General features: G+C 64.2%; 18 protein-coding genes and 1 pseudogene. 9 read left to right on the forward strand and 10 right to left on the reverse strand.

Annotation, left to right across the window (positions count from 1 at the left end):
* Positions 1-33: 33 nt before the first annotated feature.
* Both KBZ33_RS16810 and KBZ33_RS21650 read left to right on the forward strand, forming a co-directional pair.
* Entirely contained in the window at positions 34-1,017 is a 984-nt protein-coding gene (locus KBZ33_RS16810; protein WP_254954528.1) for a GTP-binding protein, read from the forward strand.
* A 34-nt stretch (positions 1,018-1,051) separates the two neighbouring features.
* A complete protein-coding gene (locus tag KBZ33_RS21650; RefSeq protein WP_255011860.1) occupies positions 1,052-2,131 on the forward strand; it encodes a WD40 repeat domain-containing protein in 1,080 nt (359 codons plus the stop codon).
* 64 nt (positions 2,132-2,195) lie between these two features.
* Here the strand turns inward: KBZ33_RS21650 and yidD are convergent, their stop codons facing one another.
* A complete protein-coding gene (gene yidD / locus KBZ33_RS16820) occupies positions 2,196-2,435 on the reverse strand; it encodes a membrane protein insertion efficiency factor YidD (protein ID WP_254954526.1) in 240 nt (79 codons plus the stop codon).
* 100 nt (positions 2,436-2,535) lie between these two features.
* Here yidD and KBZ33_RS16825 point away from each other — a divergent pair, with 100 nt between their 5' ends.
* The 4 genes from KBZ33_RS16825 to KBZ33_RS16840 all read left to right on the forward strand — a co-directional run bounded on the left by KBZ33_RS16825 (position 2,536) and on the right by KBZ33_RS16840 (position 5,578).
* A complete protein-coding gene (locus KBZ33_RS16825; protein WP_254954525.1) occupies positions 2,536-2,721 on the forward strand; it encodes a hypothetical protein in 186 nt (61 codons plus the stop codon).
* Between the two features lie 211 nt (positions 2,722-2,932).
* Entirely contained in the window at positions 2,933-3,904 is a 972-nt protein-coding gene (locus KBZ33_RS16830) for a metal ABC transporter substrate-binding protein (protein ID WP_254954524.1), read from the forward strand.
* On the forward strand, positions 3,901-4,698 hold the full coding sequence (locus KBZ33_RS16835) for a metal ABC transporter ATP-binding protein (protein WP_254954523.1): 798 nt from the start codon (positions 3,901-3,903) through the stop codon (positions 4,696-4,698). Before KBZ33_RS16830 ends, KBZ33_RS16835 begins: the two co-directional genes overlap by 4 nt.
* Before the next feature lie 37 nt (positions 4,699-4,735).
* Complete coding sequence (locus tag KBZ33_RS16840; protein ID WP_254954522.1) at positions 4,736-5,578, forward strand: metal ABC transporter permease; 843 nt, start codon at positions 4,736-4,738, stop codon at positions 5,576-5,578.
* Here the strand turns inward: KBZ33_RS16840 and KBZ33_RS16845 are convergent.
* The 8 genes from KBZ33_RS16845 to KBZ33_RS16880 all read right to left on the reverse strand — a co-directional run bounded on the left by KBZ33_RS16845 (position 5,493) and on the right by KBZ33_RS16880 (position 11,103).
* The gene (locus tag KBZ33_RS16845; RefSeq protein WP_254954521.1) at positions 5,493-6,395 is read right to left on the reverse strand and encodes an alpha/beta fold hydrolase; all 903 of its coding nucleotides are present in this window, start codon (positions 6,393-6,395) and stop codon (positions 5,493-5,495) included. The genes KBZ33_RS16840 and KBZ33_RS16845 overlap by 86 nt on opposite strands.
* Entirely contained in the window at positions 6,392-7,099 is a 708-nt protein-coding gene (locus KBZ33_RS16850; RefSeq protein WP_254954520.1) for a phosphoesterase, read from the reverse strand. The genes KBZ33_RS16845 and KBZ33_RS16850 overlap by 4 nt, the downstream gene beginning before the upstream one ends.
* Positions 7,099-7,920, reverse strand: coding sequence for a metallophosphoesterase (locus KBZ33_RS16855; RefSeq protein ID WP_254954519.1), 822 nt, complete (start codon positions 7,918-7,920; stop codon positions 7,099-7,101). Before KBZ33_RS16855 ends, KBZ33_RS16850 begins: the two co-directional genes overlap by 1 nt.
* Positions 7,921-7,946: 26 nt before the next feature.
* On the reverse strand, positions 7,947-8,732 hold the full coding sequence (locus tag KBZ33_RS16860; protein WP_254954518.1) for a GTP-binding protein: 786 nt from the start codon (positions 8,730-8,732) through the stop codon (positions 7,947-7,949).
* Positions 8,729-9,772: a GTP-binding protein gene (locus KBZ33_RS16865; protein WP_254954517.1), complete on the reverse strand. Its 1,044-nt coding sequence runs from the start codon at positions 9,770-9,772 to the stop codon at positions 8,729-8,731. The genes KBZ33_RS16860 and KBZ33_RS16865 overlap by 4 nt, the downstream gene beginning before the upstream one ends.
* A 331-nt stretch (positions 9,773-10,103) precedes the next feature.
* Positions 10,104-10,232: a hypothetical protein gene (locus tag KBZ33_RS16870; RefSeq protein ID WP_255011861.1), complete on the reverse strand. Its 129-nt coding sequence runs from the start codon at positions 10,230-10,232 to the stop codon at positions 10,104-10,106.
* Between the two features lie 62 nt (positions 10,233-10,294).
* On the reverse strand, positions 10,295-10,807 hold the full coding sequence (locus tag KBZ33_RS16875; RefSeq protein WP_254954515.1) for a hypothetical protein: 513 nt from the start codon (positions 10,805-10,807) through the stop codon (positions 10,295-10,297).
* A complete protein-coding gene (locus KBZ33_RS16880; RefSeq protein ID WP_254954514.1) occupies positions 10,804-11,103 on the reverse strand; it encodes a galactose oxidase in 300 nt (99 codons plus the stop codon). The genes KBZ33_RS16875 and KBZ33_RS16880 overlap by 4 nt, the downstream gene beginning before the upstream one ends.
* Before the next feature lie 373 nt (positions 11,104-11,476).
* Between KBZ33_RS16880 and KBZ33_RS16885 the strand changes: the two genes are divergently transcribed.
* The 3 genes from KBZ33_RS16885 (at position 11,477) to KBZ33_RS16895 (ending at position 13,995) form a co-directional block, all read left to right on the forward strand.
* Positions 11,477-12,022: a hypothetical protein gene (locus tag KBZ33_RS16885; protein WP_254954513.1), complete on the forward strand. Its 546-nt coding sequence runs from the start codon at positions 11,477-11,479 to the stop codon at positions 12,020-12,022.
* 394 nt (positions 12,023-12,416) lie between these two features.
* Complete coding sequence (locus KBZ33_RS16890) at positions 12,417-12,962, forward strand: hypothetical protein (RefSeq protein ID WP_254954512.1); 546 nt, start codon at positions 12,417-12,419, stop codon at positions 12,960-12,962.
* A 322-nt stretch (positions 12,963-13,284) separates the two neighbouring features.
* Positions 13,285-13,995 (forward strand): hypothetical protein, encoded by a 711-nt coding sequence (locus tag KBZ33_RS16895; RefSeq protein ID WP_254954511.1) that lies wholly within the window; start codon positions 13,285-13,287, stop codon positions 13,993-13,995.
* 643 nt (positions 13,996-14,638) lie between these two features.
* On the opposite strand, the pseudogene KBZ33_RS16900 reads toward KBZ33_RS16895, so the two are convergent.
* Positions 14,639-15,108 (reverse strand): annotated as a pseudogene (locus KBZ33_RS16900) (zeta-carotene desaturase); the annotation flags it as partial.

Here is a 15,108-nt window from a genome sequence, read left to right on the forward strand (position 1 = left end):
CCACTTGGGGCCTTCTGGCCTCTCCCCCTTGCCATGGCGTTCACCAGTGCCATTCCAGCCGCTGATCGCCTGCCGGTGACGGTGCTCACCGGCTATCTGGGTGCCGGCAAAACCACCCTGCTCAACAGGATCCTCACCCACGAACATGGCTTGAAGGTGGCCGTGATCGTCAATGAGTTTGGCGAAGTGGGCATCGACAACCAGCTGGTGGTGGATGCCGACGAGGAGATCTTCGAGATGAACAACGGCTGCATCTGCTGCACGGTTCGTGGTGATCTGATCCGCATCATCGGGAACCTGATGAAGCGCCGGGATCGCTTTGATCATCTCGTGATCGAAACCACCGGTCTCGCTGACCCAGCACCCGTGATTCAGACGTTCTTTGTCGATGATGACCTGCGCGATGAGCTGAAGCTCGATGCGGTGGTCACCCTGGTGGATCTCAAGCATGTGCTCCTGCACTGGGAGGCCGAGGAAGTACAGGAGCAGCTGGCCTTCGCCGATGTGCTGCTGCTCAACAAGGCCGACCTGGTGGACGAGAGCGAGCGGCTGGCCATCGAGCGGCGAATCCGGGCCATCAACCCCATGGCGCGGCTGCTCACCACCCACAATGCCGATGCTCCGATGGATCAGATCCTCGGAGTGGATGCGTTCGAGCTGGAGCGTGCCCTCAGCCTCGATCCGGGTTTCCTGCTTGAGGAGCACGCCCACGAGCACGACGATGCCGTGGGCTCCCTGGCGTTGGTGGAGGAGCGGCCCATGGATCTCGACAGGCTGGGGCGCTGGCTCTCGGATCTGGTGGCCAAGCGGGGGCCTGATCTGTTTCGGATGAAGGGAATCATCCAGCTCAAAGGAGAGGACAATCGCTACGTGTTCCAGTCGGTGCACATGCTGCTGGACGGTGATTTCGATCGCCCCTGGAAACCCGCAGAGCGGCGCTGCACCCAGTTTGTGATCATCGGCCGGGATCTCGATCCAGAAGGACTACGGGACGGCTTCAGCGCCTGTGTGGCCTGATGGGTCCCGCACGATGACAGCGACGGCTCCTCTGGTGAGCGAACGGCTTTGCGGGCAACTGCAGCAGGGGATCACGACCCTGAGCTGGTCGGCGGATGGCGAGTTTCTGGCGATCGCCAGTGCTGGCGGTGAACTTCTGCTGCTTGATTTCCGGGCCGGTTGTGAGGAGCTGCTGCGCAGTGATCGCGACAGCAGCCTCAATGCCATTGGCTTCAGCGCTGATGGACAGTTTCTGATGGCGGTGGGCCAGGCCAGTGAGCTGCTGCTCTGGGAGCTGGGCGAAACCGGTGTCCGGCCCATGGCCCTTGATCCGATTCCATTGGATGCCGGTTGGCTTGATGCGGCGGCCTGGCAGCCCCGGGGCTTGCTGTTGGCGGTGGCAGCGGGCCGCCAGGTGCGTCTCTGGGATGGGGCTGTCCGCGCGTGGCGCCCTGAGTGCCTGGACATGCCGGGCACGGTTCATGCCCTCGCTTGGAGTTGCGACGGCAGGCGGCTGGCGGCCAGCTGCCATGGTGAACTGGCCCTCTGGCAGCCCGAGGCTGCCCCTGCAGCGATGCCCCTGAGGGCTCCCACCGGCTCAGCTGGTCTGGTGCTGAGCTTCTCGCCGATTGGTGACCTGCTGGCCTGTGGCCAGATGGATCGATCCCTGCTGCTCTGGCCCGAGGCGGGTCAGGGGCGGCCGTGGCAGTTCAGTGGCTTTCCTGCCAAGGTGCGAGCCCTGGCCTGGAGCGATCAGCCTGGTCGACTGGCACCCGGCTTGGCGGTGGCCTCAGGCGACACCGTGGTGCTGTGGCAACAGCGCAATCAGAGCCAGCAGGGCTGGCAGCCCGAGCCCCTCCTCTGGCATCAGCAGCGCGTTCATGCTCTTGCCTTTGCGCCCGATAGCAACCTGCTGGCCAGCGCCTCCGCCGACGGCACCGTGGGCCTCTGGGATAGCCGTGGCCGGCTGCGGCAACCGCTGGAAGGGGAGGGGCAAGGTTTCCAGGCGCTGGCCTGGCGGCCTGATGGTCGTCATCTGGCGGCCGGTGGCGATCAAGGCCGCTGGTGGCTGTGGCCGGTGGAGGTGCCAAGCCGGGAACGTCAGCGGCGTTCCGGTGGGGCCGGGTTTGGTTGAACAGCCGCTTCAACGCCCATGAACGCCTTGAACTGCACCAAGCGCCGTTGCGGATCAGAGGCGGTCATGGCTGGCTTGTCTCTTTCTGCATAGGGGGTGGAACGGGGTCGTAGCCACCCGGGTGAAGTGGATGACAGCGACCTAGCCGGCAGAGCGACAGCCAGCTGCCTCGGATCAATCCGTGGATCTGAATCGCCTCCATGGCGTATTGGGAGCAGCTGGGAGTGAAGCGACAGTTGGGCCCCAGCAATGGGCTGATCAGGATCTGGTAGCCGCGGATCAGCAGCAGCAGGAGACGCGTCACGGTTTCAGCCACGGTGATGGGAGGGTCGAGCAGGGCTTGGCGGAGCGATGGGACGGCAGGCCCTGACGTCTGCGACCGTCACCCCCGCCTCGATCAGCTGATGCCGCAACCGGTCGGCCAACTGAAAGTCGCCGTCCTGACGCGCCTGGAGGCGGCGCTTCTGGAGCTCGGCGATGGACGCCTCGTTCAGCTGCGGCTGCGACCGTTCGGCCGGCCGGGACGGGGCCTGCAACGCGGCCAGGGCCTGAAGGGGGTCCTGTTGGAGCAAGCCGAGCAAACGGCCTGAGGCGAGCAGGCTGGCCCTGATCGAGTCCCTCGCAGCAGCGGAGCTGGCGGAACGGGCCTCGCCGCCTGCGGCTTCTCCTGGCGTGACGGGCTCAAAAAGACGAAACAGCCTCCGCTACAATGAGAACGATTCTCATTGTAGTAGCTTCTGCCGTGAGGGTCGCCGCCCTGCTTTCCCTGATGGGCCATCCACTCGTGTTGCCTGAATCCTGATGAGCTTTTTGTTCGCCTGCCTGCAACGCACGGGTCTATTGGCACTGGCTCTCGTCCTGGTGGGCTGCGGAGCCCCGCGGCAGACCAACGACTCCAGCTCCGGTGGCAAGGGCTTCAAGGTGATGACCACCTTCCTGCCAATCACCCTGTTCACCAGGGCGGTGGCCGGGGACTGCGCAGACGTCACAGCCTTGATTCCGCCCAACACCGGCCCCCACGACTTCCAGTCCAAGCCGGGCGATCTGGCCGGCCTGAGGGAAGCCCGGGTGCTGGTGAAGAACGGGCTGGGGATGGAGGCCTTCCTCGACAAGCTTGTGAGCTCGTCCGGCAACAGCCAGCTGGTGGTGATCGACTCCAGCCGCGGTATCGCCACGATCGACTCCCCAGAGGAGCCAGGTCACGCTGAGCCTGAGCACGGCCAGGAGCAGGGCCACGGCCACGCCCACGGCGAGGTGAATCCCCACATCTGGCTGGATCCGCTACGTGCGGTGCAGCAGGTGGAGAACATCCGCGACGGTCTGGTGAAGGCCGATCCCAGCTGCGCCGAGGGCTATCGCCGCAATGCGGAGGCCTACACCACCCAGCTCAGGGCGCTCAACACCGAGATCGCCGACCAGCTCAGGCCCTTCCGGGGCAAGACCTTCGTGGCCTTCCACGACTTCGCTCCCTACTTCGCTGAGCGCTTCGGCCTCAAGGCGGAGTTCTTGGTGGACGTGCCCGAGATCAATCCCTCCCCCGCCGACCTGCAGCGGGTGAGCGAGATCGTGGAGCGCACCCAGCTGCGGGCGCTGCTCACTGAACCCCAGGAGGGGAACCGCTCCTTCAATGCCTTGGCCAAGGATCTGGGCGTGACGATCAGCGTGTTCGACCCGATGGAGACCGCCAGCGAGCAGGCCTCCCGCGATCCGGGCACCTACCTCAGCGTGATGCGCCGCAATGTGGCGGACCTTCGCCAGGCCTTCGGCGAATGAGCAGCTCCACGGCCACTCCGGTGCTGGCGGTGCAGGGATTGACCGTGCAGCGCGATGGGCTGCTGGCCGTGGATGCGGTGAGCTTTCAGCTGGCAAGGGAAACAGACACGGCCCTGGTGGGGCCCAATGGAGCGGGGAAGAGCACCCTGGTGGCAGCACTTCTCGGTTTGCTGCCGCGGCAAGCGGGCACGGTGCTCCTCATGGGCCACGCCCTCGGTCCTGCAGGTCAGCTGCCCCGTTCGGTTCGCACCCAGATCGCCTACCTGCCCCAGACCCTGTCCCTGCAGGGCCGTTTCCCCCTCAGCGTGGCGGAATTCGTTGGCTTCGGGTTCGATCCACCAGGCCTGCGCCTGCCCTGGGCCGGCGGCCAACGCCGCCATGGGGCGGTGCAGCGCGCCCTGGAGCGCACCGGTTGCCGAGATCTGGGCGAACGGCTGCTGAGCGAGCTCTCCGGCGGACAGCTCAAGCGGGTGCTGCTGGCGTTCTGCGTGGTGCGGCCCCGGCAGTTGCTGGTGCTCGATGAGGCCCAGGCGGGCCTCGATGCCCCATCCAGCGAGCAGTTTCACCAGCTGTTGCTGGAGCTCCGCCGCCAGGAGGGCTGGACCGTGCTGCAGGTGTCGCACGATCTGGAGATGGTGCGGCGCACGTGTGATCAGGTGCTCTGCCTGAATCGCCGCCTGCGCTGCAGTGGGGCACCCGATCACGCCCTCAGCCCGGCGCGTCTGGCGGAGCTGTATGGGCCCAATGTGGTGCCCTACCGGCACGAGCACAACAGTGGTGTGCGTCGTGGTTGACGGCGCTGCTCTGGCCAGGCTTCTGGCCCAACCGTTCATGCAGCGTGCCTTGATCGGCGGGCTGCTGACCGGCAGTCTTGGGGGGCTGTTGGGCAGCTTTGCGGTGCTGCGTCAGCTCTCCTTTTTCAGTGATGCCCTTGGGCACTCCGCCCTGTTGGGCATCACCCTGGGCCTGCTGCTGGGGATCAACCCCACCCTGGTGCTGATCCCGTTTGCGGTGATCTTTGCGTTGCTGATCAACCAGCTGGTGCAACGCAGCCGCCTACCGGCCGATGCCCTGCTCAACATCGTGTATTCCACCTCCCTGGCGTTTGCTGTGGTGGCTCTCAGCTTGGTGGAGACCTACCGGGGTGGCATCCAGCAGCTGCTGTTCGGCGACATCCTCGGCATTGCTTGGCCGGACCTGGTGGTGATCGCGGTGCTGCTCCTGGGTGCGCTGGTTTATCTGGCCCTGAGCCTGCGGGCCCAAGTGCTGCTCACGCTCAACGACGACCTGGCCGGGGCCTTTGGCGTCCGTGCCAACTGGCATCGCCTGGCCTTCATCATCTTGCTGGCGGTGGTGGTGGCCGTCTCGATCAAGGCGGTGGGGGTGCTCCTGATCAGCGCCTTTGTGGTGATTCCGGCCTGTGCCGGCCGGCTGCTGAGCCGCCGCTTCCCTGTTTACATGCTGATTTCAGGCACCCTGGGCGGGGGATGTGCCCTGCTGGGACTGCTGGTCTCGGGGCTCACCAACCTGCCCTCGGGGCCCTGCGTGGTGATCGTGCAGTTCGCCGGCTTCGTGCTGGCCCTGCTGGTCAGCCAGGTGCGTTACTGGTCTGCAGCATCTGCTGTGCCAGCAGGGACCCGAACTCCTGGTGCAGCCCAAGCCGCCCGGGAATGATCGTGACGTGATCGGCGCTCTGTGCCAGCCGCCCCATCTCCTCACTGGAGCGTGGCGGCGCTTCGCCTGCCAGCACCACATGCAACGGGCACTGCAGCCGTTGCGCTTGCTCCAGCCACCAGCCCCCGTCTTCGGCGGGATCGAGCCCCCCGCTCACGAAGGCCGCACTGGCGAAGCGGGCGCCGCGGCGGCGGGCCAGCTGCTGTTGCTCCAGAAGGCGCTCCGGCGTCAACAGCGACCGCTCGACCCACACGTGGCGCCGCAGCATCAGCCCCAGCACCGCCCGGCTGGTGTTGAGCCGGTAGAGCGCCGGGCCGACCAGCGGCGCGCCCACCAGCTGTCGCAACCAGCCGAAGCGCTGCGGTGACCAGCCCGTCATGGTGGGCAATGGGCCCCGCCAGGTGGGTGCCACGGCTACCAGACGCCGCCACTGCCCTGACCATTCGGTGGCAAGGGCCAAGGCGATGGAGGCACTGTGCCCAGCGGCCACCACGGTGAAGCGTGTGCGGTTCTGGGCGTACAGGTAGCTGAGGATGGAGCGCAGAGCCGAGCGCAACAGGTCCGCGTCGTAGTCAAGGCACGGGCGGTCACTGTCACCGAAGCCCGGCCAGTCGAAGCTCACCAGCTGGCAGCGATCCGCCACCGCCGTCGCCAGCGGTTGCCACTCGCTGCGGCTCGACACGGTGCTCAGCGCTGGCAACAGCAGCCAGGTGGGCGCCCCCGTCGCCGGGCCCCGGCGCTCCAGCACCACCTGAAGCCGGCGACCACCTAAATCCAGAGACAGCGTTTCCGCCACACCTCCGAAGCCCGTGTTCATGCGAACCCCCTGCCAGTGGCGTGGATCGGACAGCCGGCCCGTCGGAACGCGATATGGTCGCTGCCCGGGTCGTAGAGGGTGTAGTGCAGCCCGCTGCCCACCCCGATCACCTTGCGGCTGGGCACGCTCTGGTGCTGCTGCCGTTCTCCTTCGAGATCACGCAGGCGTGATTCGATGCCGCCGCCGCACAACTCCACGCAGAACTGCTCGCCGCTGCGGGCCGTGAACAGGCGATTCGCCTCCATGCGGGTGAGACGATCCAGCAGCTGCAGTGGGGCTGTGTCGGCGGTGAGGCTGTCGCCCACATCGGCCGAACTGCCATGCAGCAGGGCGCAATCGAGCTCCACGAAACCGAACTGCAACGACGCCAGCCAGGCCATGTGGCCGGGATCCACCGCCTGCAGCAGGGCTGCCACGGCCGCTTCCCCGCCTCTCTGGCGCAGGGCATCGGCCCGGCGCTCACCGCGAAAGCCCCGCTCGGCCAGCAGCTGCTCTTCCCACCAGCCGTAGAGGCAGTGCGGTTGGAGGTCTCCCCGGCGCGGCTGCTGCAGACGCTCCAGCAGGGCGTTCGCCTCGCGCTCAGGGCCGATCAGATCGCCGAGCACAAACAACGTGTCGACCCGCTGGCGGCGCAGCTCGGCCTGCACCGCCGCATAGACCGTCAGATCACCGCGCAAGCCGCTCAGCAGTGCCCACATCGCCATCAGCGCTCACACACGTGGCTGGCGTCGTCGGCCCGCTCCGCGTACTCGAATCCGTGGCGGAGCCGCCAGGCGAACAGCGGCGGCAGCCCTGCGGCCACGATCGCCTGGCAGGTGCGTTCCACGTCGTAGGGAACCTCGCGGATCTCCACGCTGTCGTCCTGCTCGTGGTGGATCACGTAGGTGGCGCTGGTGCCGCCGTGCCGCGGTTCCCCCACCGAGCCGGCGTTGACGATGCGACGAACGGGAAGATCCACCTCGCGTTCGATGTCGGGCCCAGGGTTCGCAACGGCTCGGCGCAATCGCATCTTGATCACCCCCTCGCGCAGTTCACGCACATAGGGCCGATGGGTGTGACCGCAGAAGAGCGTGTCGGCCTGCGCCGCCTCCACCCGCTCAAGGGCAGCGAAGGCATTCATGTCGGGCAGGAGGTATTCGTGCTGGCTGTTGGGGCTGCCGTGCACGAACAGCAGGCGATCGCGCCGCAACGACAACGGCAGGCTGGCGAGGAAGGCCTTGTTCTCCTCGCTGAGCTGGGCCGCTGTCCAGTGATGGGCCTGTTGCCCGCGCCGCTCAGCCAGCTGCGAGGGGTAGCTGCATTCGCAGGAATTGAGGCCTTCGATGATGTCTTCATCCCAACAGCCCTGGCAGCTGGGGATCTGGCGCGCGCGGATCAACTCCACCACCTCATTGGGCTGGGGGCCGTAGCCCACCAGATCGCCGAGACAGGTGATCGTGTCGATGCCGAGCTGATCGATGTCGCTGAGCACCGCTTCGGTGGCGGCGAGGTTGGCGTGCAGGCAGGAGATAACGGCGTGGGCCATGGGGCGGTGGTTGGAGATGGCGACAGTCAGCGGGTGGCGGGGAGCGGAGCGCCGGAGGGGCGTTGTGGGGCCTGCTGCAGCTCCAGCACCGCATCGCTGAGCAGGCAGTCGGCGATCGTGGCCTCGATGCCAGCCGCATCCAGGTGTTTGCCCTGCACCACCAGCCGCGACAGGCGTTGCGGGCGGCCCTCGGGCGGAGCGACACGCTCCAGCGGCTGGAACTGGGTCCCCTCCTGGCTGACGATCCAGTTGAAGAAGAAGCTGCGGCCATCGGGCAGGTTCATCAGCGCCTTGGCGCGATACACCTCGCCGTAGGCCCCATTCACCAGCTCAAACCAGAAGCTGTTGAGGCTGGGGGGATCCCAGACGCTTCGGGTCAGGTCCAGGCTCCAGGCTTCGAGGGCGTTGAACTGCAAGGTGTCTTGCGGGGGAAGTTCCGCGTCACGGCCGAAGTGCAGATGGCGCTGCGGCAGGAGTTGCAGGGCTTCCAGCTGGGGACGCAGCCTTGCATCGATCCCGCAGCTGTCGGCATCGGCAGGCGGCTGGAACTGGGGCAGTTCAATCAGGGCCAGCAGATCGCCGGTAGGGGGCGCCAGGGCCTGGGCCGGATCGGCGAGATCGCGCAGACCCGGGCAGTGATCCGCCAGCACGGCCAGATCGATGCCGCCATCGAGGGCCTGCGGGCAGCCCTCAGCCGGGAAACCCGCCAGACGCAGGTAACCGCAGGGGCCCTTATGGACTTGCAGCTGGCTCAGGATCCAGCTGGTCTTGCCACAACCCGGCGGGCCGGAAATGAGCAGGATCTGGCTCATGGCGCCACCACGCAGGCCTTGAGCTGCTGCTTGAGGGTGGGCTGATCGAGTCCTTTGCCGATCGCCACCACCCTGGTGTGGCGCGGCGTGCCGGCTGGCCAATCGGAATCATCGATGGTGAAGCGCTTGCCGCAGAGGTGAAACAGGTGCCGGCGCTCGCTCTCGCGGAACCAGAGCACCCCTTTGGCCCGGAACACCGTGTCGGGGAGCTGGTTGTCGAGGAAGTTCTGGAAGCGGCGCAGATCAAACGGCGCGTCCACCGCCAGGGATACGGAGCTGAAACCCTCCAACTCCGGCGTATGGGCGTGGTGATGCTGATGGGCGTGATCGTGATCGTGGTGGGAACCGTGAGGCTCGTGATGGGGATGGTCAGGAGCGTGGTGATGCTCGTGGTCGTCCTCGCGGGCGCCCTCGGCGGCCTGCAGCGCCGCCAGGCGATCGGTTTCGAACAGCCCCACGCTCAGCAGCATGGCGAGGGGGACCTCACCATGGCTGGCGCGCAGGATGCGGGCGTCGGTCTTGATCTCCCGCAGGCTGGTCTCCACCGCGGCCAGCCGCTCCTCGGCCACCAGATCGCACTTGTTGAGCAGCAGGATGTCGCCGTACACAACCTGGGCCCGGGCGATCGGGCTGTCCAGAGCGGTGGCGTTGAAGTGTTCGGCATCGATCAAGGTGATGATCGAATCCAGGCGCAGCAGGTCACGGAAGTCGCCGGCCATGAAGGTCATGGCCACGGGCAGGGGATCGGCCAGGCCAGTGGTTTCCACCACGATGAAGTCGATCGGATCGGGGCGCTCCAGCACCCGATGCACCGCCTCCTGCAGCTCCCCATTGATCGAGCAGCAGATGCAGCCGTTGCTCAGTTCCACCATGGCGTCGCTGGTGGCCACCACCAGTTCGTTGTCGATGCCGATCTCGCCGAACTCGTTCACCAGCACGGCGGTGCGCAGTCCCTGTTGGTTACTGAGGATGTGGTTCAGCAGGGTGGTCTTGCCGGCGCCGAGGAAGCCGGTGAGCACGGTGACAGGGATCTGGGGCATGAGGTGTGGGTGAACAGCCGCCCAGCCTAAAAACATGGCCGAGAACGGTTCTCATTCTGACCCACCAAGGGCAAGGCCCCGTGGAGGGCTCCAGTGCCATGCTTGTGTACAAGTGCACAACCATGGCGATGACCCCCGCCCAGCAGCGATGCACGTCCAGCCGTGTGGGCAAGGTGATGCTCTCGTGCTGGATTTCAGAAGAACTGCGCCTGAAGCTCGATCGCGTGTGGGCCGAGCAAGGGCTGAGGCCCCATGGCCGCACCCAACAGGGGATGGAAGGGATGATCCAGGCCTTTCTGGAGCGTCACCCCAGTGCTGAAGCTTCAGAGGCTCAGGATCCCGGGACTGTTCCCCGGGGCGATTGCAGCAACGAGATCTCCTGATCGGGGAGCCACTCGCCGGTGGTGATCTCCAGCCGCTGCACCAAGCGCTCCCAGCGGGTCGGGCGAAAGCGCAGCACCTGATGGCCGTCGCTCCACCAACCTTCTTTCGCTGTCAGAGGGACACGGGGTGATGGCTTGCTCATGCCTCGATGAGACGAGCCTCGATCAATCGGCAGCACGCCTCCGCATCACTGGCGCTCTCCACCCCCATGCCGAGCGAACAGAAGAAGTCCCGCCACAGCGGCGGCACCGCCAGCAGGATCAGCGGCCTGCCCCCGTTGAGCGCATGGGCGGCTTCTGATGCTGTGCCTGGGCCGCCGCCCCCGCAGATCACCACCACATCGGCGCTGAGCACGTTGATCACGTTGCGGGCCTTGCCCATGCCGGTGAACAGGGCCAGATCCAGCTCCGCCGTGCTTTGCCTCTCCTCTCCGCTCCCTTCATCAGGCAACACCCCCACCACCAGGTGTCCCTCCACCCGCGCCGCGCCGCGGCTGGCTGCCGCCATCACCCCCGCCGGGCGGCCACCGGTGAGCAGCACCCATCCCTTGGCGCTGATGCACTCCCCCAGTTGCTCGGCCAGGGCCACCGCCTCAGCGGAAGCGCCCTCTCCAGCACCCATCACACCCACCACCGCACGCCTGCTGCTCATGCCACCTCCGGGCACCAGCCTCGCTGGCGCGTCATGTCTTCGGTCCCACCCTGGCAGCGGCGAGTGAGGTGCTCCCCATGGGCCAGCAGGCCCTGGTGCAGCTGGCAGGTGAGCACAGGGATGCAGTTCGCCCCGGCGTGGTGGCGGAAGAAGGGGCAGCTCATGCAGACCTTGTGGCTGCGGCTGGCCACCAACACCTCTTCATCGAGGTAGGGCCACTGCTCGTAGCCACCATCGTCCGCCGCTGGGCTGGACACCGGCCGGGTGCCTCGGGAGCGGGGTGGGGAAGCAGCCACGGCAATACCAGCACGGAGAACGCCTGTACTAGCAGAAGTCCTCTGGTTCTGGCCAGCTCAGGCGCGACCTCATCTCGAGCCAAGGGCGACAGCGACGCGTCGGTGGAGGGCCGCTTCATCGGCTCCCACTGGGGTGTGGAGTGGCTCGATGAAGAAGGCGATACCGATCCGCAGCAGGAGAAGCCGCTGCGCTGGGCCATGTGATGCCGCGGGCCACGGGGCTGCAGGGGGCCATCGTCCATCACCAGCGTCAGCGCCAGCAGAGGTCACGTCGCGGCCTCATTCGGCCCTGTAGAAGTGAGGCATGAATCAAACGAGAAAGACTGACAATGCACCACATAGAATCCTCATGGCCATGTTGAACTAGCTGGGCGTGGAGAAGAAGCAACAGTCCGTTGAGAGTGCCTACGCCGAGGCAAAAAAGGGAAACTGGGCGCATGTTCTGACCCTCTGGCAGTCAGAAACACGGTTCGCGAGTGGTTGCAGCAGGCACCTGAATCCCCTCTCAGGATGGACCTTTTTGCATCAAGCCGCACGCTTCGGTCATGAGGCAGCCTGTCGCGAGCTGATTCGCCTTGGCTCGGCAATCGGGACACTCACTTATGAGAATGAGAGTGCAGCTGATATTGCAAGAAGGCATCAACACCATGCTTTGGCAAGCGTCCTGCAGCGGGCTTGCCTCGATCAGGATGAGTGCTGGTGTCCGCCAAGAGATCCCAAACTACTCCCTAGTAGCAACTTATGGGATGAAGCCCAAGAGCGAAAGGCAATAAACACAATGCTGGTTGCCTATGGCGGCGGTGTCGCCAAGATTCCTGCTGGCTCCCGCTACTTTGTGGATTCGTTTGAACGCACGCTGATTGGTTGGCACGGCACCTATGACCCGCCTGGTGACATGGGATGCGGATCAATGGTCTGAGTAAAGTCGGATAGCATATTCATCATGAGTTGTTGCGAACAAGAAGTAAACAGTCAACTCCAATTCAGCTGGATTCGCTGAGACTACGAAAAATGTCGTAAAACATGGCTAGTTGGCGATGGCTCGCTGAACACTGCTGGCGGCATCTTTGGAGGCAGATACTGTTTCAACGACTAGACTGCAATGCTACGACTATCTATTCTCGAGAATGACCACATTCAGCCTCATGTCCCCATGCGGCCATCCAGCGCCCTACAGGCTTGAAGGCGCCATTGGAGGCACTCCTGACGTTGCACTACTCGGCCAAGGTGAACGATGTCGCCGTTCGACGCTTCCGCCCTTCTTGGATGGTCTTGTCTTTCACTTTGGGCAGCCTCCTCATAGCAGTGTCTGCATGCAGAACTTCTATCACTTAGGCGACTTCTTTGTCGTATCAAACTCCTTCAAGACGTTTTTCGATCTTCACGCTGGCTGCAGCTTTGAGGCAAGGGCGATTCGGACCAAGCATCCTCAAGATGTCGAGCATGAGCCGTATTGGGCCATGAAGGTGGCAACCAGGGTTGACTGCCTCTTGCCCGATAAGTCGGTCCGTACGCAACCATCATGGATCACTGATCCCCCACCCTGCTTCAGTGAACGGGCGATTGATACTGCGTTGGCGGACGATGTTGCCCCTTACTTTGCCAATAAGGGATCCTCGACCTACTTTTCCTACCCTGGACATGGGGTGGGCCGTGTGTGCATGGATTTCTCCTCAGTACCGGCAGGTGTCAAGCTCTTTGAGCCACTCTATTGGCCACATTTCCTGGTGGTCGATGTGCTCTTCGCTAGAGAGCTGGAAAGGCAATGCAAAGGAGGAGCATTTGGCTATTACTTCTGGACACTGGGCTTTGACGACGTCACTGCCGAATACAACAGTTTATTGCACAGTCTTCGATGACAGTCCAGTCACGGCGCTGCTCACAGGTGGCGTTCAAATTGCCGCGCGGTTCCTCTGAGTGCTGGTGGGTCGACAGGGGCGGAACTGCGGCAGGTGTGGACCTCTCGCCCCCTGCTTCAAGCAGATAGTTGATCTCTGCTCGGGGTCGCCGGGGGATTGGCGATTCCGACAGCACTCTCTTCCGATGCAGTGCTGCCCCGCCCCTGGAGAACACTCCGGCCACCCGTACCCGCACCCTCACCTGCTGTCGTGATGGCAGCGCGACAGCTCGACAGCATCCCAAATCCACGTCATCCTGCTGTCGAGCCAGCACCGCGACACCATGACAGCACTCTCTGACGTGGCGCCCGCCGATCTCTCCATCCGGGATCTGGAGAAACGATGGGGGATCAGCCGCAACGGCCTCAAGGCCCGCGCCCGCGCTCTCGGGGTCGAGCTGATCCGCGTCTCCTCCACCCTCACCACCTGGCCGGGCGCCTTCATCGAACTCGGGGAGAGGCTCCACGAACACCTCCAATCAGGGCAGCCCATGGGCACCTTCCCAGGCCTGAAGCCGCCCGCGGATGATGGCAGTGCGACGGCAGTGACAGCAGCAGACGCCATGGCGATCGTGAGGTCTCAAGGCAACAACCTTGCGCTGCTGGTGGCGGCCATGCGGGAGGCGGCGGCGGCCCCAGCGGCGGATCCCCTGTTGCGGGCTCGTGGGCTTGCCGAGGCTGCCGATAACGCCCTGGTCCTCACCACCACCGATCTGGCGGCCCTGTTAGGTCAGGGGGTGATGTCCTGGCGGAGCGGACATGAGGCCTACGGCTATCGCTTTGAACGGCACCACCAGGGCCGGCAAGTGCTGTGGACCGTCGCGCGCGCCATCACCCCCAGCTCCCCAGCGGGAGTGCGTGCCCTCCCTGGAGTCAATCCAACGTCCAGCAGTGAGCGGCGCGTTGGATTTGCGGCAGAAGCGTTCATTGACGTCCCCTGGCGGATGGCCGACACGACGGGCAGCCGTTTGTTCCTGCAGAACCGCATCGGTTGATCAGGTAGGGGGGATCAAGTGTCAGCTCAAGAGATGCCCTTGCTGCTGCCGGATGTGTATCGGTCCTGTCGGTACCTCGCTAATTCGCTAAGGCCTTGGCAAACGCTGCCGCTGCCCCCTGGCCCGAGGCCCATTGGAGCTGCGCAGGTGCACCTCGAGCCAATGACCCATGCTCAGCGCCACACTTCCAGGGTCAATCCCCAGTTGGTAGGCCCGCAGGCTGTAGCCATGCCGAATGAATCGGATTCGTCGGCCATCGCGCTGCCGTGCTGTGTGTGAAGGCTCAACCAAAAACATGCAGCCAGCAGCTGCCTCAGTCTGGGCCGTCTATGTCCATCACTACTGAGAGCTCCAGGGCCTCCAGCCTGCCTTGGCCAAGCAAGCACCACATCTCTGAAGCCGGCCGCAGGGCACGATCGTCGCCACCTCGGATGATGACCATGGCCTTTGGTTCAATCAAGCGACATCCGGAATGAGTGCTGGACCAGTTTTCACTTTCGCCTGACATCCTGAATGAAGACTCCGGACACGTTGCCCTGGCACTTGAGGTCATGGAATCAGAGGAGTGGGTGATGATGCGATCAATCCAGCGAACGTTAAGAGACATCCATGCCACAGCTATGTTTATATGATAACTTGATGGCTATGAGTCAAACCAAGGGAGTGTCAGGCCAAAGGCATCGATTTGATCCATCACGATTTTGTTGAGAACACGGCCTAGAACGACCTGTGGTTCATCAGCACGAATTGGGACGACCGAATGTTGGATGGTCTTCGATTGATTCGACCCTTTGACGATTTTGCGCCTGATCAGGGAGTTTCCTGCTTCCAGTCCACAAACATAGGCTCTTTCCTGACAAAGGCCTTTGGCACCATGCTCTTTGTTGCCCATCCGCACCCAGTCACCAGCGCAGACGATCGTCTCTACAGAGGTTTCCAAGGGTGGGCGCTTCCTGAAACTGCCGGGAGAGAAGTGAGACACAGAGCCTGGATAACGCCGTACCTCGTAATCAACTACCTTCGCGTTCCTGAATTCAGGGTGTGCAATTGGAAGCAAGTCATGCATAAGGCGATCAATAATCTCTTGATCCTTCATCACTGCGATGCCAGAGG

It is taken from the genome of Cyanobium sp. Cruz-8D1 (genome assembly GCF_024345975.1).
GTDB lineage: Bacteria > Cyanobacteriota > Cyanobacteriia > PCC-6307 > Cyanobiaceae > Cyanobium.